Below are 20747 nucleotides of genomic sequence, written 5' to 3'. Positions count from 1 at the left end.
GTGTTGACACGCCGGTCATCGTGCGTGACCCTGGTCACCGCCAACCGAGCTGGGAACGCCGCCCGCCTCCGCAGGGGACGGCCGTCACGGGGTGGTACCCGTCTGCCATCGAGAGGGAAGCCAGTGAGCACGTCGACAGCAGCGCCCGAGGGGGCCTCCGGCGCCCGGGTCGCAGTCCAGAAGTTCGGCACGTTCCTGTCCGGGATGATCATGCCGAACATCGCCGCCTTCATCGCCTGGGGCTTCATCACGGCCTTCTTCATCGAGACCGGGTGGACCCCCGTCGGCGGGCTCGGCGGCTTCGGGACCAACGACGCCGGGGAGCCGAACACCGGCCTGGTCGGCCCGATGATCCGCTACATGCTGCCGCTGCTGATCGCGGCGCAGGGCGGCCGGATGGTCTACGGCGTCCGCGGCGCCGTCGTCGCGGTCGTCGCCACGATGGGCGTCATCGTCAGCACCGAGCAGCCGATGTTCCTCGGCGCGCTGATCATGGCCCCGCTGGCGGCCTGGGTCATGAAGCAGATCGACCGGCTCTGGGACGGCAAGATCAAGCCGGGCTTCGAGATGCTGGTCAACAACTTCTCGGCCGGCATCGTCTCCGCCGCGCTCGCCGTGGCCGGGTTCTTCACCTTCGGCCCGGTCGTCGAGGCGATCTCCACCGCGCTGGGCAACGGCGTCGACTGGCTGGTCGACAACGGCGTGCTGCCGCTGGCCAGCGTCATCATCGAGCCGGCCAAGGTGCTCTTCCTCAACAACGCCATCAACCACGGCGTGCTGACCCCGCTCGGCGTCCAGCAGGCCGCCGAGACCGGCCAGTCGATCCTCTTCCTGCTCGAGGCCAACCCCGGCCCCGGCCTCGGCGTGCTGCTGGCCTACATGTTCTTCGGCACCGGCATGGCCCGCAGCACCGCCCCGGCCGCCGCGATCATCCACTTCTTCGGCGGCATCCACGAGATCTACTTCCCGTACGTGCTGATGAAGCCGATCCTGCTGCTGGGCACCATCGCCGGTGGCATGGTGGGCATCGGCACCCTGGTGGTCTTCGACGCCGGCCTGCGCGCCCCGGCCGCCCCCGGCTCGATCATCGCCGTGCTCGCCCAGACCCCGGGCAGCAGCTTCGTGGGCGTCATCCTCTCGGTCGTCCTCGCCGCCGCCACCTCCTTCGTCATCTGCTCGCTGCTCCTGCGCTTCACCCGCAAGGACGACGGCGGGGACCTCGCCGAGGCGACCGCCTCGATGGAGGCCATGAAGGGCAAGAAGAGCTCGGTCGCCGGCGTGCTCACCAGCACCGAGGAGGGTGTCGAGGACCAGTACGAGGCGGCCGGCCTCGCGCACCCCGACGCGGCCGCGGCCGGCGCCGGTGCCGCCCAGGCCCGGCCGGTGCACCGCATCGTGTTCGCCTGCGACGCGGGCATGGGGTCCAGCGCGATGGGCGCCTCGGTCCTGCGCAACAAGATCAAGAAGGCCGGGTTCACCGACGTCGAGGTCACCAACGTCGCCATCGCCAACCTGCAGGACGACGTCGACCTCATCGTCACGCACAAGGACCTCACGGCCCGCGCGCGGGGCATGTCGCCCTCGGCCCAGCACGTCCCGGTCGACAACTTCATGAACAGCCCGCAGTACGACGCGATCGTGGACCAGCTGCGCACCACGAACACGCAGGGCGCCTCGTCGTCCAGCTGAGGGCCGCCGTCGGCTGGTCCGGCTTGACCCGGGAACGGCCGGCCGGGAGCGTCGAGCTCACCGGCCGGCCGTTCCCCCGAGCAGCGAGGTGCACGAGACGATGAGCGAGATCCTGACGCCGTCCCAGGTCAAGGTCCCCGGCAGCGCCCGGACCAAGGACGACGCGATCCGGGAGGCCGGCCAGATCCTGGTCGACGCCGGCGCGGTGGACCCCGCCTACGTGGACGCCATGTTCGAGCGGGAGCGGTCGGTGTCGACCTACATGGGCAACTACCTGGCCATCCCGCACGGCACCAACGAGGCCAAGGGGTCCATCCACCGCTCGGCCCTGTCGGTGGTCCGCTACGACCAGCCCATCGACTGGGACGGCAACGAGGTCCGCTTCGCCGTCGGGGTCGCCGGCGTCGAGGGCGGCCACCTGGAGATCCTCGGGAAGATGGCGGTCGTCTTCTCCGACACCGACGAGGTCGACCGGCTCCTGGCCGCGGGCTCGGCCGAGGAGGTCCACCAGCTGCTCCACTCGGTCAACGAGGACTGACCCACCCACGACGTCCCGGGCGCGTGCCGCACGGCGAGCGCGCGACCCGGCGGAGGAGGAACACCACAGATGAAGGCCGTGCGCTTCTACGCACCGGGGGACGTCCGGATCGAGGACGTCGCCGAGCCCGTCTGCGGGCCGGACGAGGTCAAGCTGCGGGTCCGCAACTGCTCGACCTGCGGCACCGACGTCAAGATCCGCAACAACGGGCACCAGAACATCGACCCGCCGCGGACCATGGGCCACGAGATCGCCGGCGAGGTCGTGCAGGTCGGCGAGAACGTGTCCGGCTGGGCGGTCGGCGACCGCGCGCAGGTGATCGCCGCCGTGCCCTGCGGCGAGTGCTACGAGTGCCGCCGCGGCTGGATGGCGGTGTGCGAGAACCAGACCTCCGTCGGCTACCAGTACGAGGGCGGCTTCGCCGAGTACCTGGTCGTGCCCCGCGAGGTGCTCAAGGTCGACGGCCTCAACCGGATCCCCGACGACATCGGCTACGACGAGGCCTCGGTCGCCGAGCCGTTCGCCTGCGCGATCAACGCCCAGGAGCTGGTGCACGTGGGGCAGGGCGACACGGTCGTCGTCTTCGGGGCCGGGCCGATCGGCTGCATCCACATCCGGCTGGCGCGGGCCAACGGGGCCGAGCGGGTCTTCCTCATCGACGTCAACGCCGAGCGGCTGGCGATGTCGGCCAAGGCGGTGGAGCCCGACGAGGTCATCAACGGCAGCGAGGTCGACGTCGTCGAGCGGGTCAAGGAGCTCACCGGCGGCCGCGGCGCCGACGTCGTCATCACCGCGACGGCGGCGAACGTGGCGCAGGAGCAGGCGATCCGGATGGCGGCGCGCCGCGGGCGGATCTCCTTCTTCGGCGGCCTGCCCAAGACCAACCCGTTCATCCGGTGCGACTCCAACCTGGTGCACTACCGGGAGCTGATGATCATGGGCGCCAACGGGTCGGCGCCGTCGCACAACAAGCGCGCGCTGGAGTACATCGCCAGCGGCCAGGTGCCGGTGAAGGACCTCATCACCGCCCGGCTGCCCCTGGACCGTGCCCTGGAGGCCTTCGACATCGTCGCCAAGGGCGAGGCCATCAAGGTCACCGTCGAGCCCTGAGGCGAGGCCCCTGCCGCGGGCCGGGACCGTGCGGACCCGGCCCGCGCCATGGGCTGCGCCCCGTGCCACCGCCCCCTAATGTGACGGGAGCACACCCGGCCACGGCCCCGCCGGACGCGTCGACGTCCGCACGGCGCCGCCCGCCGGGGGCGCTGCCGACCCGCCGGGGGCTGCACCGACCCGCCGGAGGCGATGCCGAGAGGAGGCACGGCGGTGACGACGTACGCCGGCGAGTACCTGGACCTCCTCCCGGAACCGCCGGCCGGCCGCGTCACAGCGGCCTTCCGCGCCGACGTCGCCCGGGCCGTGGGCCCGGGGGGCCTGATCTCCGAGCCCGCCCAGCTGCGCACCTACGAGTGCGACGGGCTGACCGGGTACCGCGTCACCCCGGCGCTGGTCGTCCTGCCCGCGACGACCGAGGAGGTCGCCGCCGTCGTCCGGCTGTGCGCCCGCGACGGCGTCCCCTTCGTCGCCCGCGGCGCCGGCACCGGGCTCTCCGGCGGCGCCCTGCCGGTCGCCGACGGCATCGTGATCGGCCTGGCCCGGATGCGGGCGGTCCTGTCCGTGGACGTCGCCGACCAGCGCGCGGTCGTGCAGCCGGGCGTCACGAACGCCGGCATCTCCGCCGCCGTCGCGCCGCACGACCTCTACTTCGCGCCCGACCCCTCCAGCCAGGTCGTCTGCACCATCGGCGGCAACGTGGCCGAGAACTCCGGTGGCGCGCACTGCCTGAAGTACGGGTTCACCACCAACCACGTGCTCGCCCTCACCTTCGTCACCGCCGACGGCGACGTCGTGCAGCTCGGCGGGGACGCGCCCGACCCGGTCGGCCCCGACCTGCGGGCGCTGGTGCTGGGCTCGGAGGGCACGCTCGGCGTCGTCACCGAGATCACCGTCCGGCTGCTGCGCCGCCCGGAGGCGGTGCGCACCCTCGTCGCCGACTTCCCCGACGCGGAGGACGCCGGGAACGCGGTCAGCGACATCGTCGCCGCCGGGATCGTCCCGGCGGCCGTGGAGATGCTCGACGAGCTCGCGATCGCCGCCTGCGAGCGGGCGGTGCAGGCCGGCTACACCCTGGGCTGCCCGGCCGCCCTGGTCGTCGAGCTCGACGGGGTGGCCGCCGAGGTCGAGGACGAGTTCGAGCGGGTGCAGGAGATCTGCCGGCGCAACGGGACGACGCACGTCCGGATCGCCTCCGACCCCGACGAGCGCGCCCGGGTCTGGAAGGGGCGCAAGGCCGCCTTCGCCGCCATGGGCCGGATCAGCCCCGACTACTTCGTCCAGGACGGTGTCATCCCGCGGACCCGGCTGGGCAGCACGCTGACCCGCATCCGGCAGATGTCGGAGGAGGCCGGCCTGCGGGTGGCCAACGTCTTCCACGCCGGGGACGGCAACCTGCACCCCCTGGTGCTCTACGACGCCGCCGTGCCGGGGGAGGCCGAGCGCGCCGAGCACCTGGCGACGGCGATCGTCGAGCTGTGCGTCGAGCAGGGTGGGTCGATCACCGGCGAGCACGGGGTCGGCAGCGACAAGGCCTGCTCCATGCCGAAGATGTTCGGCCCCGAGGACCTCACCGTCATGGCCCGGATCCGCGCCGCCTTCGACCCGCAGGGCATCTGCAACCCCGGCAAGGTGCTGCCCACGCCGCGGCTGTGCGGCGAGCGCCCCGGCCCGTACCGCCCGCACCCGCTGGAGGCGGCGGGCGTCATCGAGCGGCTGTGAGGCCGGCATGACGGTCGCCGACGGCACCCGGACCCGCGTCGAGCAGCCCGGCACGGTCGCCGAGGCCGCCGACCTGCTGCGCGGCTCCGGGGGTCCGCTGCTGTTCCGCGGCGCCGGCACCAAGCAGGCCTGGGCCGGCCGCCCCGTCGAGCCCGCGCTGGTCGTCGGCACCGGGCGGCTGGCGGGCGTGCTCGCCCACAACCCGGCCGACATGACCGTCTCCGTCGGCGCCGGGATGCCGCTGCGCGACCTGCAGGCGCTGCTGGGGGAGCAGGGGCAGTGGCTGGCCCTCGACCCCGGCACCGAGGAGGCGGGCGCCACCGTCGGCGGCCTGCTGGCCACCGGGGACTCCGGGCCGCGCCGGCTGCGCTACGGCGCTCTGCGGGACCTCGTCATCGGCGTCACCCTCGTGCTCTCCGACGGCACCGTGGCGCGCGGCGGCGGCACGGTCATCAAGAACGTCGCCGGCTACGACCTGCCCAAGCTCCTCTCCGGCTCGCTGGGCACCCTCGGCCTGGTCGCCGAGGTCGTGCTGCGCCTGCACCCCCGCCCGGGGGCGAGCGCGACAGCCACGGTGCCCGTCCCGGTCGACCGGGCCGCGGACCTGGCCCGGCGGCTGCGCGCCTCCCCGCTCGAGCCGGCCGCGATCGACTGGGCCGACGTCGACGGGGGGCTGTTCGCCGTCCGCTTCGAGGGCACCGCCGCGGGCGTCGAGGGCCGGCGGGAGGCCGCGCTCGCGCTGCTCGCCGACGGCGCGCCCGCCGAGTGGCGCACGGGGGACGGCGAGGAGGCCGTGTGGCGGCGGCTGGCCGAGCCGCACCGGCCCGACGGGGAGGCCACGCTGGCCGCGGCCGGTACCCGGCCCGGCCGTACCGCCGAGGTCGCCCGGGCCCTCGCGCAGGCCGGGGACGACGCCGGCGTCCGCACCGGGCTGGCCACCCGCCCCGCGATCGGCCTGCACACCGCGCGGTTCACCGGCCCACCCGCCGCCGTGGCCGCGGCCGTCACCGCGTGGCGGGCGCGCGTGCTCGAGCTCGGCGGCACCGTCCTGCTCCGGGACCGGCCGCCCGCGGTGGACGCCGAGCTGGACCCGCTGGGCCCGCCCCCGTCGTCGGTCGGGCTGCTGCGGGCCCTGCGCCGGCGCCTGGACCCGCAGGCCCGCTGCGCCCCGGGCCGGCTGGGCTCCTGGCTCGACCCCGCACCACGAGAGGACGGCCCCCGGTCATGACCGCAGGCGAGACCAGCCGCGAGACCAGCCGCGACGAGGACCTGCGCCTGACCGTCGCCCCGCCACCGGTCACCGGCGACGGGGCCGGGCTGTTCGACCTGCACCACCCGCCGTCCGCCGAGCTCATCTCCGACTGCGTGCACTGCGGGTTCTGCCTGCCCACCTGCCCGACCTACGCCCTGTGGGGCGAGGAGATGGACTCCCCGCGCGGCCGCATCTACCTGATGAAGCTGGGCCGGGAGGGCGCCGTCGCGCTCGACGACACCTACGTGCAGCACTTCGACGCCTGCCTCGGGTGCATGGCCTGCGTGACCGCCTGCCCGTCCGGGGTGCAGTACGACAGGCTCATCGAGGCCGTCCGCCCCCAGCTGGAACGCCACCACCGCCGCGACTGGCACGACCGGCTGTTCCGGGCCGCCGTCTTCGCGCTGTTCCCGCACCCGGGCCGGCTGCGGGTCGCGGCCGTCCTCGGCGCGGCCTACCAGCGTTCCGGTGCCCGCCGGCTGCTGCACCGCGAGCGGGTCTGGTCGCTGCTGCCCGACCGGCTGCAGGCTGTCGAGGAGCTGATACCCCCGGCCCGGCTGCGCCGGCTGGCCGCCCGCACCCCGGAGGTCACCCCGGCCGTCGGCACCCGCCGGCGGCGGGTCGGCTTCCTCACCGGCTGCGTGCAGCGGGTCTTCTTCGCCGACGTCAACGCCGCCACCGTCCGCGTCCTCGCCGCCGAGGGCTGCGAGGTGGTCGCGCCGCGGGCGCAGCGCTGCTGCGGGGCGCTCAGCGAGCACGCCGGGCGGGAGCCGGAGGCGCTGGCGCGGGCCCGGCGGCTGATCGACGTCTTCGCCGCCACCGACGTCGACGTGATCGTCGCCAACGTCGCCGGCTGCGGCTCGACGCTCAAGGAGTACGGCCGGCTGCTGCGCGACGACCCGGCGTACGCCGAGCGGGCCGCCGCCTTCTCGGCCAAGGTGCGCGACGTCTCCGAGCTGCTCGCCGAGCTCGGACCCGTCGCGCCCCGGCACCCGATCGAGGGCCGGCTCGCCTACCACGACGCCTGCCACCTCGGGCACGCGCAGGGGGTCCGCGCCCAGCCGCGCGCGGTCCTGGGCACCATCCCCGGCCTGCAGGTCACCGACATCCCGGAGGCGGAGATCTGCTGCGGCTCCGCGGGGATCTACAACCTCGTCCAGCCCGGGCCCGCCGCGGAGCTGGGCCGGCGGAAGGTGGAGAAGGTGCTGTCGGTCGCCCCCGACGCGCTGGCCACCGCCAACCCCGGCTGCCTGCTGCAGATCCGCCGGTACTGGCCCGGGGACCTGCCGATGTTCCACCCCGTCGAGCTGCTCGACGCCTCGATCCGCGGCGTGGACCCGATCGCGGCGGCCACCGGGCCCGGCGGCCGGCGGCACCCCCGGCGCCGTGGCCTGCGCCGACGGCGGCACGAGGCCCGGACCACCGAGCCCGGGCGCTTCTGACCACCGCCGGCGGCGGGCCGTCCTGCGGGGCACGAGGAGAGGGGCCAGGGTGGGCACCATGACCGACACGACCGGGACGGGCGGGCTGCAGGTCGACCCCGCACTGCGCGACTTCGTGGCCGACGAGCTGCTCGCCGGCCTCGACCTGGAGCCGGCGGCGTTCTGGTCGACGGTCGCGACGCTGCACGAGCGCTTCGCCGGGCGGGTCGAGGGCCTGCTGCGCCACCGCGACGACCTGCAGGGGCGGATCGACGCCTGGCACCGCGAGCACGGGGCCGGGGACGTCGCGGAGCTCGAGGCCTTCCTCACCGACATCGGCTACCTGCTGCCGCCCGAGGAGCCGCGGGTGCACGTCACCGGCGTCGACCGGGAGATCGCCGAGGTGCCCGGCCCGCAGCTGGTCGTGCCGGCCACCGTGCCCCGCTACGCGCTGAACGCCGCCAACGCCCGGTGGGGGTCGCTGTACGACGCCCTCTACGGCACCGACGCGCTGCCGCTGGAGCACGAGCTCGCCCGCGGTTACGACGAGCGCCGCGGCGCGCAGGTCATCGCCGAGGCCGACCGCCTGCTGGACCGCTTCTTCCCGCTGGCCGAGGGCAGCCACGCCGACGTCACGGCCTACCGGGTGCCCTCGCCCGGCGAGCTCGCCGCGGACACGCCGGCGGGGACGGCCGGCCTGGCCGACCCGGCGCAGCTCGCCGGGCACCGGCCGGCCGACGACGGCGGCGCGGACCGGCCCGCCGCCGTCCTGCTGCGCCGCAACGGCCTGCACCTGGAGCTGACCGTCGACCCCTCGACGCGGGTCGGCGAGCAGCACCACGCCGGGGTGTCCGACGTGCTGCTGGAGTCCGCGGTCACCACGATCGTCGACCTCGAGGACTCCGTCGCCACGGTCGACGGGCCGGACAAGGTCGGTGCCTACCGGACCTGGCTCGGGCTGCGCACCGGCGAGCTGACGGCGACCTTCGGCAAGGAGGGACGCACCGTGACGCGCGCCGTCCACGGCGACCGCCGCTACGTCGGCGCCGACGGCGGCGAGCTGACCCTGCCCGGGCGGTCGCTGCTGCTGGTGCGCAACGTCGGCCACCACATGCGGCTGGACGCCGTCCGCACCGCCGGCGGCGAGCCGGTCCTCGAGGAGGTCCTCGACGCGCTGGTCTCCGCGGTCGCCGCCCTGCAGGAGCTGCGCGGCAACGGCCGGTACTCCAACACCCGGACCGGCAGCGTGTACATCGTCAAGCCGAAGATGCACGGGCCCGACGAGGTCGCGCTGTCGGTCGAGCTGCTCGCCGCCGTCGAGGAGGCGCTCGGCATGGCGCCCACCACCCTCAAGATCGGCATCATGGACGAGGAGAAGCGCACCTCGGTGAACCTCGAGGCCTGCATCGCCCGCGCCGCCGACCGCGTCATCTTCGTCAACACCGGCTTCCTCGACCGCACCGGCGACGAGATCCACACCGACTTCGAGGCCGGCCCGGTCGTCCGCAAGGACGACCAGAAGACGCAGACCTGGCTGACCACGTACGAGACCCGCAACGTCGACGTGGCCCTGCGGGCCGGCTTCGCCGGGCAGGCGCAGATCGGCAAGGGCATGTGGGCCAAGCCCGCCGCGATGCGCGAGATGCTCGACACCAAGGGCGCCCACCCCCGGGCCGGGGCGAACACCGCCTGGGTGCCCTCGCCGACCGCGGCGACGCTGCACGCGCTGCACTACCTGGAGACCGACGTCCTCGCGGTGCAGCGGGAGCTGGCGCAGCGGCCGCCGGCCGACCGGCGCGGCCTGCTCGTGCCCCCGGTGCTGCCCGACGGCGGCGCCGGGCTGTCCGCGGAGGAGAAGCGGCACGAGCTGGAGACCAACGCCCAGTCGATCCTCGGCTACGTCGTCCGCTGGGTCGGGCTGGGGATCGGCTGCTCGACCGTGCCCGACCTCGCCGGGGTGGGGCTGATGGAGGACCGCGCGACCCTGCGCATCTCCAGCCAGCAGATCGCCAACTGGCTGCACCACGGGCTGGTCGACGAGGCCCAGGTGCGCGACACCTTCGCCCGGATGGCGGCCCTGGTCGACGAGCAGAACTCCGGGGAGCCCGGCTACCAGCCGATGAGCGCCGACCTCGACGGCAGCCCGTCCTTCCAGGCCGCGCTGGACCTGGTGTTCTCCGGCCGGCGCGAGCCGAACGGCTACACCGAGCGGGCGCTCACCCAGTGGCGGAAGGAGGCCAAGGCCGGGCCCCGGCCCGCAGGCGGCGGGGAACCGCGGACCCGCGAGGCCGTCCTCACCGACCAGGCACCCAGCCCGGCCTCCTGAGCCGGCACCGAGGAGGACCCGTGGCCATCGACCTGGACACCGCCCGCACCGTCATCGCGGCGGCGCGGGCCGCCGGCCGCGAGCGCGGCCTCAAGCCCCTCACCGTCGTCGTCCTCGACGCCGGGGGGCACGTGGTGGCCGCCGAACGCGAGGACGGCTCGTCGAACGGGCGCTTCGCGATCGCGTCGGGCAAGGCCTCCGGAGCCCTGGCGCTGGGCATGGGGTCGCGGGCCCTCATGGCCCGGGCGGAGCAGCAGGCCTACTTCGTCGCCGCCGCCGGCGCGGCGCTCGGCGGCTCCCTGGTGCCGGTCCCCGGCGGCGTCCTCGTCCGGGACGCCGACGGAGCCCTGCTCGGTGCCGTCGGCGTCTCCGGGGACACCTCGGACCACGACGAGACCGCCGCCGTCGCCGGCATCGAGGCGGCCGGCCTGGTCGCCCAGCCGGACTGACGGGGGCGGCGGGTGGGCGCGCCGTCGCGCATCGGGGTCGTCGGCGCCGGCATCGTCGGGCTCGCGGTCGCCCGCCGGCTGGCCCGGCTGCGGCCGGACGCGCGGATCACGGTGGTGGACAAGGAACAGGACGTGGCGGTCCACCAGACCGGGCACAACAGCGGTGTGGTGCACGCCGGGCTGTACTACGCCCCCGGGTCGCTGAAGGCTGAGCTCTGCACCCGCGGTCGGGGGCTCCTCCGGGAGTTCTGCGCCGAGCACGGGCTGGCCTACGACGAGTGCGGCAAGCTCGTCGTCGCCCGGGACGACGGCGAGGTGCCCGCCCTCCGCGAGATCGAGCGCCGCGCCACCGCCAACGGGGTCCCCGGCCTGCGCTGGCTGTCCGGCGTGGAGCTGCGCGAGGTCGAACCCGAGGCCGTCGGGGCGGCCGCGCTGCACTCGCCGCGCACGGCGATCGTCGACTTCGTCGCGATCGCCCGGGGGATGGCGGACGAGCTGCGCGACGGGGGGCACGAGGTACGGCTGGGCTTCGAGGTCACCGGCGTGCGCCGCAACCTCGACGGCGGGGTCGTGGTCTGCTCGGCCGACGAGGCGTTCGCGGTCGACCGGCTGGTGGTGTGCGCCGGGCTGCAGACCGACCGGGTCTCCCGGCTGGCCGGCGACGGGCCGGAGCCGGCGATCGTCCCCTTCCGGGGCGAGTACTACCGGCTGGTCCCCGGGCGCAGCGGCCTGGTCCGCGGGATGATCTACCCGGTGCCCGACCCCCGCTTCCCGTTCCTCGGGGTGCACTTCACCCGCCGGGTGAGCGGCAGCGTCGACATCGGGCCGAACGCCGTGCCCGCCGCGGCCCGGGAGGGCTACACCTGGGGGAGGGTGGACCTGCGCGACGTCTGGGCCACCGCCTCCTGGCCGGGCGTGCGCCCGCTGGCCCGGAAGTACTGGCGGACCGAGCTCGCGGAGATCCGCGCCTCCCTGTCGAAGCGGCGCTACCTCGCCTCCGCGCGGGAGTTCGTCCCGGCGCTGCGGGACGACGACGTCGTCCGGGCCCCCGCCGGGGTCCGGGCCCAGGCCGTCGACCGGGACGGCGCGCTGGTCGACGACTTCCGCATCCACCGGGTCGGGCCGGTCGTCACCGTGCGCAACGCGCCGTCCCCGGCGGCCACGTCGGCGCTGGCCATCGGCGAGCACGTGGCCGACCGCGTCCTGGCCGACCGGGACTGACCGCCCGACCCGGTCACCCGTCCGGCTGCCCGGCCGCTGGCTCCGGCCCGTCGGCCAGCAGAAGGTACAGGGACCGCCGGGCCTCGGCCAGCACGCGGGCGGCCTCGGCCACCTGCGCCTCCGAGCCGGTGCGGGCGACCTGGCGGACGGCGCCGTGCAGCTGGTGGAGCAGCGCGGGCAGCTCCGCACCGGGACCCGCCGCGCCCCGGCCGACGAAGGGGTCGGCCCCGGAGCCCTGCCGCTCCTCGACGTGCGCCCGGCCGGCCTCGGTCAGCGTGACCAGCTTGCGGCCGGCGTCGGCGGTGACGGTCACCAGCCCCTCGTCCTCGAGCTGGCTGATGGTCGGGTAGATCGCGCCGGGGCTGGGCGTCCAGCGGCCCCCGCTCCGCTCGGCGATCGCCTGCATGAGCTGGTAGCCGTGCATCGGCTGCTCGGCGAGCAGCAGCAGGACGGCGGAGCGGACGTCGCCGCGCGGTGCCCGCCCGCGGCCGCCGCGCCGGTGGTGCGGCCCCGGCGGCGCGTCGCCGGGCGTCCCGAACGGGCCGCGGCGGGGGTGGTGGTGGCGCAGGCCGGCGTGCCGGCCGCCGCGCCCGGGCAGGTCGCGCCCGGGGAGGTGGTGCCTCATCGTGATCCTCCGGTGTCGTATCGGATGACAGTAACGATACATCGTTACTGTCATCCGTCAACGGCTGCCAGGGAGGTCGTGGACGGCTCCCAGTGGCGGGACAGCCGGCGCGCCGAGCCTCGTCACCGAGGGCCGGAGGTCCCGGCCCGAGGAGGGGAGACCGTGCCGAAGAAGATCGTCATCGCCGCCGCCGCGGGGGCCCTGGCCCTGACCGGCCTGGCCGTCGCGGCGCCGGCCCTCGCCGAGGAGGGCGCCGAGGGGACCGCGGCGCCGTCCGTGGTGGACCGGATCCGCGACGCCCTGTCCGGCCTGGTGCCCGACGGCTCCCTGACCGCGGAGCAGGCCGACGAGGTGGCCGGCACGCTGGCGGAGTCCGGGTCCGGCCAGGGTGGGCGCGGGGGGCACGGCGGTCCCGGGCTCGCCGCGGCCGCGGAGGCCCTCGGCATGGACGCCGACGAGCTGCACAGCGCCCTCGCCGAGGACGGCGCGACCCTGGGCTCGGTCGCCGTGGCCCGGGGCGTCGACGTCGGCGACCTCGTCGCCGCCCTGGTCGACGACGTGCACGAGCGGCTCGCCGGAGCCGTCGAGGAGGGCCGGCTGACCCAGGAGCAGGCCGACGAGCGGCTCGCCGACCTCGGGGAGCGCGTCCGGGACCGCGTCGCGGCCACGCTGCCCGACCGCGACGGCGACCGGGCCGCCGGGGCGGAGGTGACGGGGGACTGAGCCGGGCGGCTCAGCCGGGGCCGGGACCCCAGCGCCCCGGCCCCTCCCCGCCGACCGGCCGGCCCTCGTCGAACGGCCCGCCCTCGTCGAACGGCCCGCCCCCGTCGACGAGGACCTCCGCGGCCAGGGATCCGACCACGGCGAGCAGCAGCACCGCGACCACCGCGAGCAGCACGACGGCCGTGACCCGGGCCCCGGACAGCCGCCACCCGGCGCCGCCCAGGGAGGCCCGCAGCTGCTCGGCGGCGAGTGCCGCCACCGCCGGCCAGCCGGGCGGGGCCGGCGGCTGCGGGGCCGGCGGCAGGTCGGCGGTGAGCGGGGCGAGGTCGGCCAGGTGGACGGCGGCGAAGGCCGCCGCCATCCGCTCGCTGCCCTCGTCGGCGGTGAGCAGGCCCCGGGCGACGGCGTCCTGGAGCACCTGCACCGTGGCGGTGCGGTCGGCGTCGGAGGCCCGGAGGGCGGGCCGCGCGAGCCCGTCCCCGTCGGTCGGCGGTGGCATGGCGGAGTCCTCCCGGCGGTGCGGAGATCAGGCCGGCAGTGTGCTCCGCCTCCCTGTGCGCGAGCTGTGGGACGCAGTCAGGCGGCGGTGGCGGTCAGGCGGCGGTGGCGGTGACGAAGGTGCACACGCCCTCGCCGCTGTCGGCCCGGTGCCGGAGCCCGATGAGCGCGAGCGCGGCGATCTCGACCCGGTGGGCGACCTGGCGCAGGCCGCTGTAGTCGGTGCTGCCGCCGCTGCGCACCTCGATGTCGGTGAACCCGGCCAGCCGGACGTGCTCGGTCAGCATCCAGTCGGGGAGGATCGAGATGTGCCCGGGCTGGTAGTAGTGCTTGGGCCCGAAGATGTAGGGGGCGCCCCGCAGGAACATCTTCAGCCGTGAGTGCGGGTGGGTGATGTTCGGCGTGCTGACCAGCAGCCGGTCCCCGGGGCGCAGCAGCGACCGGATCGAGCGCAGCACCCCGCGGGGGTTCTCGACGTGCTCGAGGGTCTCCACGCAGACCACCATGTCGAACGGCCCCCGGGTGTCCCCCGTCCACTCGGGGGCGTCGAGGTCCAGCCGGTGGATCCAGTCGTGCGGCGGCTCGAGGTCGGTGGGGACGACGTCGAACCCGGCCTCCTGCAGCCGCAGGGCGAGCGCGCCGCAGCCGGCCCCGACCTCCAGCACCCGGCCGCCCCGGGGGAGCGCGGCCCGTACCAGCTCGACGGTGTACTCGTGCACCCCGGGGGCGGCGTGCACGGAGTGCCCCTTGTAGGTGTCGACGGGCTCGGTCCGCTGGACGGTGGTGCGCTCGGGGGCGGTCACCGCACCAGCCTGGCACGGTCGGGCGCGCCGCGCGGCCCGGGGCGCAGCTCAGCAGACCGCGAGGTCGTCCGCGCCGTGCTCGGGGACCCCGCCCACCACCGTGGCGACGACCGGCACCCGGTCGATCGTGGTGGGGTCGACGGCCAGCAGGTCCTCGCCCAGCACCACCAGGTCGGCGAGCAGCCCGCGGGCGAGGCGGCCCTTCTCGTGCTCGGCGTGGTCGGCGTACGCCGAGCCGTACGTGTAGGCCCGCAGCGCCTGCTCGACGGTCAGCGACTCCTCCGGGGTGAACGGGACCCCGGCGGCGGTGCGGCGGTTGACCAGGTCGTGGATGCCCAGCAGCGGCGCGCCCTCGACGACCGGGCAGTCGGAGCTGCCGGGCAGCTCGATGCCGGCGTCGAGGAAGCTCCTCTGCCGGTAGCACAGCCGGGCGCGCTCCGGCCCGAGGGCGGCGAGCATCCCGTCGCCGATCTCGCTGAGGAAGCGGCCCTGCGGCACCGGGACCACGCCGAGCGCGGCCAGCCGGGCGACCTGGGCGTCGGCGGCCACGCCGGCGTGCTCCACCCGGTGCCGGGGGTCGGGCCGGGGGAAGCGGCGCTGCGCGTCCTCGTAGGCGTCGAGCACCACGTCGAGCGCGGCGTCGCCGATGGCGTGGGTGGCCACCTGCCAGCCGTGGGCGTGCGCGGCCACGATCCGCCGGTGCAGCTCCCCGGCGTCCTCGAGCAGGAAGCCGGTGCTGTCGGGCCGGTCGGCGTAGGGGCAGCACATGGCCGCCGTCCGCCCGATCAGCGAGCCGTCGGAGAAGACCTTCGTCGCCCCGATGCGGACCCACTCGTCGCCCAGCCCGGTGCGCACCCCCAGGTCCAGGCCGAACCAGGGCCGGCCCGGCTCCACCTCCCCGGCCTCGTGCAGTGCGTCGGACCCCGGCATGAGGGTCGCCCGCACCCGCAGGAGCCCGCGCTCGCGGGCGGTCAGGAAGGCGGCCAGGTCCGCGGTGCTGTTGGCGACCAGCCCGGCCGCGATGCCCGGCTCGGTGATGCTCGTGATGCCCTCGGAGAGCGCGACGTCGACGGCCAGGCCGATCCCGCGCACCCAGTCCTCGAACGGCTCGGGGCGCAGCACGGCGAAGGCCAGCTGCTGGGCCTGCTCGGCCAGCAGCCCCTCGGGGCGGCCGTCGGCGTCGCGCGCGACGTGCCCGCCCGGCAGGTCCGGCACCGCGTCCAGGTCGGCGAACCCGGCGCGGCGGAAGCCCTCCGTGCTGAGCACCCCCATGTGCCCGGAGCTGTGCTGCAGCCACACCGGCCGGCCGCCGGCCGCCCGGTCCAGCGCCGCCCGGGTGGGGTGCCCGCCCAGCCGGTTCTGGTCGTAGCCGTGCCCCAGCACCCAGGCGTCCCCGGCGAGCCCACCGGCCCGCTCGGCCACCCGCCGGTACAGCTCGTCGAGGTCGCCGACGCGCAGGTCGACCTGGCGCAGCCGCTGACCGCGCATGCTCAGGTGGTGGTGCGCGTCGTGGAAGCCCGGCACCACCGGGGCACCGCGCAGGTCCACCACCGTCGTGGCCGTGCAGCCGTCGAGGTCGTCGTCGAGCCCGGCCACCCGGCCCCCGAGCACCCCGAGCCGCCGGGCCCGGGGCCGGGCGGGGTCGCCGGTGGTGATGTCGCCGTCGACGTAAAGCACGTCCAGCCGCACGGTCGTCCCTCCTCGCGTCGGCCGGGCGCTCAGCGCAGCCCGGCGGTGACCCGGGCGGCGGCCTCGGCCACCGCCCGGCCGGTGCGGCCGGTGTCCACCGTCGCATCGACGTAGACCACGGCGAGGGCACCGCGGGCGCCGCCGTCCGGGCCGAGCACGGGGGCGGCCACCGACCGCATGCCGGGGATGACCTCGCCGTGCGAGGTCGCCCACCCGGTGCGCCGGGCCTCGACGAGCTCCGGCCGGTCGCCGGGATCGGGGGGCTCGGGCATGAGCAGGGCCAGGCCGGGGGCGCCGCGGCCCACCGGGTGGCGGGTGCCGGGCCGGTACACCACGTGGGCGGTGGTGTCCTGCGGCTCCACGGTGGTCACGGTGACGGCGTCCCCGCCCGCGCGGACCACGAGGAACGCGGTCATGCCCAGCTCGGCGACCAGCGCGTGCAGCCGGGGCAGGGCTGCGGCCTGCAGCCCCGAGCGCACCCCGCGGGCCAGGACGGCGACGCCCAGGCCGAGCCAGTAGTGCCCGGCGTCGTCGCGCTCCACCAGGTCGTGGTCCTCCAGCGTCCGCAGCAGCCGGTAGGCGATCGAGCGGTGCAGCGACAGCGCCGCGGCGATCTCGGCGACCGGCTGCGGGCGGCCGACGGCGGCCAGGTGCTCGAGCACCCGGATGCCGCGGTCGAGCGTCTGCGACTGCGGGGCGCCCGCCGCCCCCGCGTCTGCCGCCATCCCGCCGTCCCTCCCCGAGACCCGCTGCCCGCCGCGAGCCTACGAGAACCCGTGGCGCGGACCGGGAGCGCGTCACCGAGGCGGGTGGCACCACCCAGTACCGGAACAGCCCGGTCACGAACGTCGTGGGCAATCGTGTTGAGCGCCGCTCCGGAGGCGCGCGAGGATGCCGCATGGCCGTGGGGGAAGCACGTCCAGCGTCGGTGCCGTTGCCCAAGATCCAGGTGCCGAGGATCGCCACGACGGTGCTCGACCGGCCGAGGCTGATGGCGGCGCTCGGCTGGTCCGCCGACGACCCGGATGGTCCCCCGGGGGAGCCCGGCGAGGTCGTCGCGGTCTCCGCACCGGCGGGGTACGGCAAGACCACGCTGCTGGCCGCGCGCGCCCAGGCCCTGCGCGCCCGGCGGCGGCCGGTCGGCTGGGTGACGTGCGACCGGTTCGACGCCGACCCGGTGCAGCTGTGGGCAGCGGTCCTCGCGACGCTCGCGGTGGGTCTCGAGCGGTCCACGGCGGACCCGGCCGCGGCCCGGGCGCTCGGCGGCCTCAGCCCGCCCCCGGCGCTGGACCCGCCGTTCCTGGCCGAGTTCGCCGAGGCCGTGGACGCGGTGGGGGAGCCGGTCACCCTGGTCCTCGACGACGTCCACGTGCTCACCGGGGAGACGATCCGCGGCGACCTCGCCGAGCTGGTGCGCAACCTGCCCGAGCAGCTGCGCCTGGTCCTCGGCAGCCGGCGTCGCCCCGGACCCCTGCTGCAGCGCGTCCGCCTCGCCGGGCGGCTGCGGGAGGTCGGCGCCGGGGACCTCGCCTTCACCCGCGAGGAGATCGGCCGGCTGCTCCGGGACCAGCGGGCCGAGCTGGGCGAGGCGGACCTGGACACGCTGTGGCACCGCACGGAGGGCTGGCCGGCCGCGGTGCGCCTCGCCGGGCTGGCCCTGGCCGGCGAGCCGGACCCGTCCGGCTTCGTGGCGCGCTTCGCCGGGGACGACACCGCGATCGCCGACTACCTCGTGTCGGAGATCCTCTCCCGCCAGCCCGAGCACGTGCACCGGTTCCTGCTCGACACGTCCGTGGCCGAGGAGCTGACCGTCGAGCTGGCCGCGGCGCTGTCGGGGCGGGCCGACGCCGGCGCCCTGCTCGACGGCCTCGAGCGTGCGAACGCGCTGGTGAACCGGCTGGGCCGGCTCGGGACGTGGTACCGGTACCACGCCCTGCTGCGCACCTTCCTGGTCGGCGAGCTGCACCGGCGGGACCTCGTGGCGGCCCGGGAACGGCACGCCCGGGCCGCGCGGTGGTTCGCCGACGCCGGGCAGCCCGGTCCGGCGCTGGAGCACGCGGTGGCCGCCCACGACGACGCGGCGGTGCGCGACCTGCTCGCCGGCCACGGCCTCACCCTGCTGCTGTCGGGGCAGGCCCAGCTCATCGCACGCGTGCTGGCCACGGCACCGCCTGCCGTGCTGGGCGACCCCGACGTGGCCCTGCTGGGTGCGATCACCGCGCTGCAGGCGGGCGACCTGGAGGGAGCCGACCGGACGCTGGCCCGGTTCCGGACGCTGCCCGAGGGGGCGGGGGACCGGACCCGCCGGCTGCGCAGCAGCGCGCTGCTCTACCGCGCGCGGCTGCGCGCCGACCTCGACGTCCTGCGCGACGGGCGCGTGGTGGCCGGCCCGTCGGCCGCCGACGGCGGCGACATCGACGCGGACCTGCTGTTCCTGCTCAACCGCGCCACCCTGCGGGTGCCGGCCGGTGACGAGCCGGGCGCGATGGCCGATGCCCTGGCGGCGCTCGATCTGGGCCGGCGGTACGGCCGGGACCACGTCGTCCTGGACTGCCTGAACCTGCTCTCCGGGGTGTGCACCGGCACGGGGGACCTGCCGGCCGCACGCCGGTGGGCGCAGGAGGCGATCGAGTTCGCCGGCGAGCGCGGGTGGGGGTCCTCCCCGCGGCTGGCCTACTCGCACGTCATCCTGGCCTGGGCGGCCTACCAGGCGCTGGACCTGGAGACGGCGTCCCGCGAGGCACCGGCGGCCGTGGCCCTGCTCCAGCAGGCGGTCGAGCCGGAGATCGACGGGGCGGCCCGGTCCGGGGAGGCGATCATCGCCTTCGACCGCCCGCACGAGCGGCGCGCGGCGCTGCGGCGGCTCGAACGGCTCTGGGAGCGCCTGCCCGAGTCGCACCCGTCCCCGCACCTGACCGCCTTCGCCGGGCTGGCCGAGGTGCACATGAGCCTGGCCCTCGGTGAGCGGGGCCGGGCCGCCGAGGTCGTCACCCGGGTGGCGCGCGTGCTGGGCGGCACCGGCGACGCCGACGTGCTCCGGGCGCTGACGCTGCTGGACCGCGGCCGGCACGACCAGGCGCGGGCGGCGGTGGCGCCGGTGCTCTCGGGGGCCCGGGCGACGACCGTGGTCCCCGTCGAGGTGACCGCCTGGTTGGTCGAGGCGGTGGCAGCCGGGCACGCGGGGATGTCGGAGACGGCGCACCGGGCGGTGCTGCGCGCGCTCGTGATCGGCGGCTCGCGCCGGGTTCTGCGGCCGTTCTACGACCTCGGCCCTCCGCTGCGGGAGCTGCTGCTGGCCGCTATCGGGCGAGCGGGCCCCGCCGAGCCGTTCCTGGCCGAGCTGCTGGGGGCGTGGGCGGCCGCCCGGCGGTGGCAGGACCGGGCGGAGGGCGCGACCGCGCCGGCGGGGGAGGGGATCCGCGGCGGCCCGGTGCTGCTCAGCCCGCTGACCGCCCGGGAGGTCGAGCTGCTGCACGACCTCCCCTCGATGTTGACCGTGGAGGAGATCGCCGCCCAGCACGTGGTGAGCGTGAACACGGTGAAGACCCACCTGCGCTCGCTCTACCGCAAGCTCGGTGTGGCCACCCGGCGCGACGCCGTCGCCGCGGCGAGGCGGATGTACCTGGCGTGACCGGCCCGGTCCCGCGCCGGCCGGCGGGTCCCGGCTCACCCCGCGCGGATGAGGCCCGCCCGCGTGGTGGGGGGTGACGCTGGCACGGTCCCGCGGCGAGGGCAGGGAGCGCGCATGGGGTGGCACGGGCTCCGGAGGCCGAGGTGCTGACCACCCCGCGGGTCCGCGGCCCGGCCCGACGGCTGGAGGCGACCTTCCCCGGTCGCTGCCTGGCCTCCTCCATGGCCGTCCAGGGGGCCGACCGGGCGATGGCCATCGCCGCGCAGGCGCTGACGGCGCTCGTCCCGCTGCTGCTGCTGATCGGCGTGCTGGCACCGGCCGACGACCGTGCGGCGTTCTCCACCTTCCTGGTCGACCGCTTCCGGCTGACGGGGACGACCGCGCAGGTGGTCACCCATCTCTTCGCCCGCCCTCCCGGCGGCTCCATCGGCGTGCTGAGCGCCCTCCTGCTGGTCCTCTCGGGTGTCTCGCTCAGCCGCCGGCTGCAGCGGATGTACCAGCAGGCGTGGCGCCTGGACCGGGTCCGCGGGATCGGGGCCTCCCGGGACGCCGCGCTGGGGCTGGCCGTGCTCCTGGCCGCGGTCAGCCTGCTCGCCCTGGCCCGGTCCCTGGTCGACGAGCTGCCGCTGCACGAGGTGCTGGGCTGGGGGCTCTCCATGGCCACCGGCCTCGCGCTGTGGACGACGGTCCCCTGGCTCCTGCTGGGCCGGCGGCTCGCCTGGCGCCGTCTGCTGCCCGCCGGTGCGCTCGCCGCGGCCTGCTGCGGCGGGTACGCGATCGCCTCGGCGGTCTGCATGCCCCGGCTGATCGAGAGCTACAGCCGCAGGTACGGCATGTTCGGGGTGACCCTGGCCCTCGTCGGGTGGCTGCTGTGCATCGCGGTCATCGCCGTCGCCACCACCGTGATCGCCGCCGAGTGGGACCGGTCACCGCCGCCGTGGGCGCGACGGCCACCGACGACGTCGGACCCGGACGCCGGGGCCGGGAACGGGTGACGGGCGGCCGGAGGGCACGGGAGGCCGGTGCCCGCCGGAGGCACCCGGGGAGGGG

At 76.2% G+C, this 20747-nt stretch carries 17 protein-coding genes; 12 read left to right on the top strand and 5 right to left on the bottom strand.

Annotated features, from left to right (window positions below; all coding sequences use genetic code 11):
* Nucleotides 1–123 precede the first annotated feature (123 nt).
* The 9 genes from ACI8AC_RS13125 (at nt 124) to lhgO (ending at nt 11728) form a co-directional block, all read left to right on the top strand.
* Nucleotides 124–1689, top strand: coding sequence for a PTS mannitol transporter subunit IICB (locus tag ACI8AC_RS13125; RefSeq protein ID WP_456898220.1), 1566 nt, complete (start codon nt 124–126; stop codon nt 1687–1689).
* 100 nt (nt 1690–1789) lie between these two features.
* The gene (locus ACI8AC_RS13120) at nt 1790–2227 is read left to right on the top strand and encodes a PTS sugar transporter subunit IIA (protein WP_456898219.1); all 438 of its coding nucleotides are present in this window, start codon (nt 1790–1792) and stop codon (nt 2225–2227) included.
* A gap of 69 nt (nt 2228–2296) precedes the next feature.
* Nucleotides 2297–3337, top strand: coding sequence for a zinc-dependent dehydrogenase (locus tag ACI8AC_RS13115; RefSeq protein WP_456898218.1), 1041 nt, complete (start codon nt 2297–2299; stop codon nt 3335–3337).
* A gap of 213 nt (nt 3338–3550) precedes the next feature.
* Nucleotides 3551–5059, top strand: a complete 1509-nt coding sequence (locus ACI8AC_RS13110; protein WP_456898217.1) for an FAD-linked oxidase C-terminal domain-containing protein — start codon at nt 3551–3553, stop codon at nt 5057–5059.
* A 7-nt stretch (nt 5060–5066) separates the two neighbouring features.
* On the top strand, nt 5067–6287 hold the full coding sequence (locus tag ACI8AC_RS13105) for an FAD-binding oxidoreductase (RefSeq protein WP_456898216.1): 1221 nt from the start codon (nt 5067–5069) through the stop codon (nt 6285–6287).
* On the top strand, nt 6284–7753 hold the full coding sequence (locus ACI8AC_RS13100; RefSeq protein ID WP_456898215.1) for a (Fe-S)-binding protein: 1470 nt from the start codon (nt 6284–6286) through the stop codon (nt 7751–7753). Before ACI8AC_RS13105 ends, ACI8AC_RS13100 begins: the two co-directional genes overlap by 4 nt.
* A gap of 58 nt (nt 7754–7811) precedes the next feature.
* Nucleotides 7812–10058, top strand: coding sequence for a malate synthase G (locus ACI8AC_RS13095; RefSeq protein WP_456898214.1), 2247 nt, complete (start codon nt 7812–7814; stop codon nt 10056–10058).
* A gap of 20 nt (nt 10059–10078) precedes the next feature.
* Complete coding sequence (locus ACI8AC_RS13090) at nt 10079–10507, top strand: GlcG/HbpS family heme-binding protein (protein WP_456898213.1); 429 nt, start codon at nt 10079–10081, stop codon at nt 10505–10507.
* 12 nt (nt 10508–10519) lie between these two features.
* Nucleotides 10520–11728 (top strand): L-2-hydroxyglutarate oxidase, encoded by a 1209-nt coding sequence (gene lhgO / locus ACI8AC_RS13085; protein WP_456898212.1) that lies wholly within the window; start codon nt 10520–10522, stop codon nt 11726–11728.
* Nucleotides 11729–11741: 13 nt separating this feature from the next.
* Here lhgO and ACI8AC_RS13080 read toward each other — a convergent pair whose 3' ends face one another.
* Nucleotides 11742–12353, bottom strand: a complete 612-nt coding sequence (locus ACI8AC_RS13080; RefSeq protein ID WP_456898211.1) for a PadR family transcriptional regulator — start codon at nt 12351–12353, stop codon at nt 11742–11744.
* A 162-nt stretch (nt 12354–12515) separates the two neighbouring features.
* Between ACI8AC_RS13080 and ACI8AC_RS13075 the strand changes: the two genes are divergently transcribed.
* The gene (locus tag ACI8AC_RS13075) at nt 12516–13076 is read left to right on the top strand and encodes a hypothetical protein (RefSeq protein ID WP_456898210.1); all 561 of its coding nucleotides are present in this window, start codon (nt 12516–12518) and stop codon (nt 13074–13076) included.
* A gap of 10 nt (nt 13077–13086) precedes the next feature.
* Here ACI8AC_RS13075 and ACI8AC_RS13070 read toward each other — a convergent pair whose 3' ends face one another.
* From ACI8AC_RS13070 to ACI8AC_RS13055, 4 genes are all read right to left on the bottom strand, one after another.
* Entirely contained in the window at nt 13087–13575 is a 489-nt protein-coding gene (locus ACI8AC_RS13070) for a DUF1707 SHOCT-like domain-containing protein (RefSeq protein WP_456898209.1), read from the bottom strand.
* A 94-nt stretch (nt 13576–13669) separates the two neighbouring features.
* Nucleotides 13670–14377, bottom strand: coding sequence for a class I SAM-dependent methyltransferase (locus tag ACI8AC_RS13065; RefSeq protein WP_456898208.1), 708 nt, complete (start codon nt 14375–14377; stop codon nt 13670–13672).
* Between the two features lie 48 nt (nt 14378–14425).
* Nucleotides 14426–16066, bottom strand: a complete 1641-nt coding sequence (locus ACI8AC_RS13060) for an amidohydrolase (RefSeq protein ID WP_456898207.1) — start codon at nt 16064–16066, stop codon at nt 14426–14428.
* Nucleotides 16067–16095: 29 nt separating this feature from the next.
* Entirely contained in the window at nt 16096–16791 is a 696-nt protein-coding gene (locus ACI8AC_RS13055) for an IclR family transcriptional regulator (protein WP_456898206.1), read from the bottom strand.
* A 209-nt stretch (nt 16792–17000) separates the two neighbouring features.
* Here ACI8AC_RS13055 and ACI8AC_RS13050 point away from each other — a divergent pair, with 209 nt between their 5' ends.
* A complete protein-coding gene (locus ACI8AC_RS13050; RefSeq protein WP_456898205.1) occupies nt 17001–19697 on the top strand; it encodes a LuxR C-terminal-related transcriptional regulator in 2697 nt (898 codons plus the stop codon).
* Between the two features lie 119 nt (nt 19698–19816).
* Nucleotides 19817–20692, top strand: a complete 876-nt coding sequence (locus ACI8AC_RS13045; RefSeq protein WP_456898204.1) for a YhjD/YihY/BrkB family envelope integrity protein — start codon at nt 19817–19819, stop codon at nt 20690–20692.
* Nucleotides 20693–20747: the final 55 nt, after the last annotated feature.

The organism is Geodermatophilus sp. SYSU D00758 (assembly GCF_054049955.1).
Note: the sequence above shows the minus strand (reverse complement) of the source record. Positions and strands in the feature narration are given on the sequence as shown.

Coding starts and splice junctions, on each gene's coding strand:
- ACI8AC_RS13120 (WP_456898219.1), top strand. CDS start 1,790: ATGAGCGAGATCCTGACGCCGTCCCAGGTCAAGGTCCCCGGCAGCGCC.
- ACI8AC_RS13115 (WP_456898218.1), top strand. CDS start 2,297: ATGAAGGCCGTGCGCTTCTACGCACCGGGGGACGTCCGGATCGAGGAC.
- ACI8AC_RS13105 (WP_456898216.1), top strand. CDS start 5,067: ATGACGGTCGCCGACGGCACCCGGACCCGCGTCGAGCAGCCCGGCACG.
- ACI8AC_RS13100 (WP_456898215.1), top strand. CDS start 6,284: ATGACCGCAGGCGAGACCAGCCGCGAGACCAGCCGCGACGAGGACCTG.
- ACI8AC_RS13095 (WP_456898214.1), top strand. CDS start 7,812: ATGACCGACACGACCGGGACGGGCGGGCTGCAGGTCGACCCCGCACTG.
- ACI8AC_RS13080 (WP_456898211.1), bottom strand. CDS start 12,353: ATGAGGCACCACCTCCCCGGGCGCGACCTGCCCGGGCGCGGCGGCCGG.
- ACI8AC_RS13070 (WP_456898209.1), bottom strand. CDS start 13,575: ATGCCACCGCCGACCGACGGGGACGGGCTCGCGCGGCCCGCCCTCCGG.
- ACI8AC_RS13055 (WP_456898206.1), bottom strand. CDS start 16,791: ATGGCGGCAGACGCGGGGGCGGCGGGCGCCCCGCAGTCGCAGACGCTC.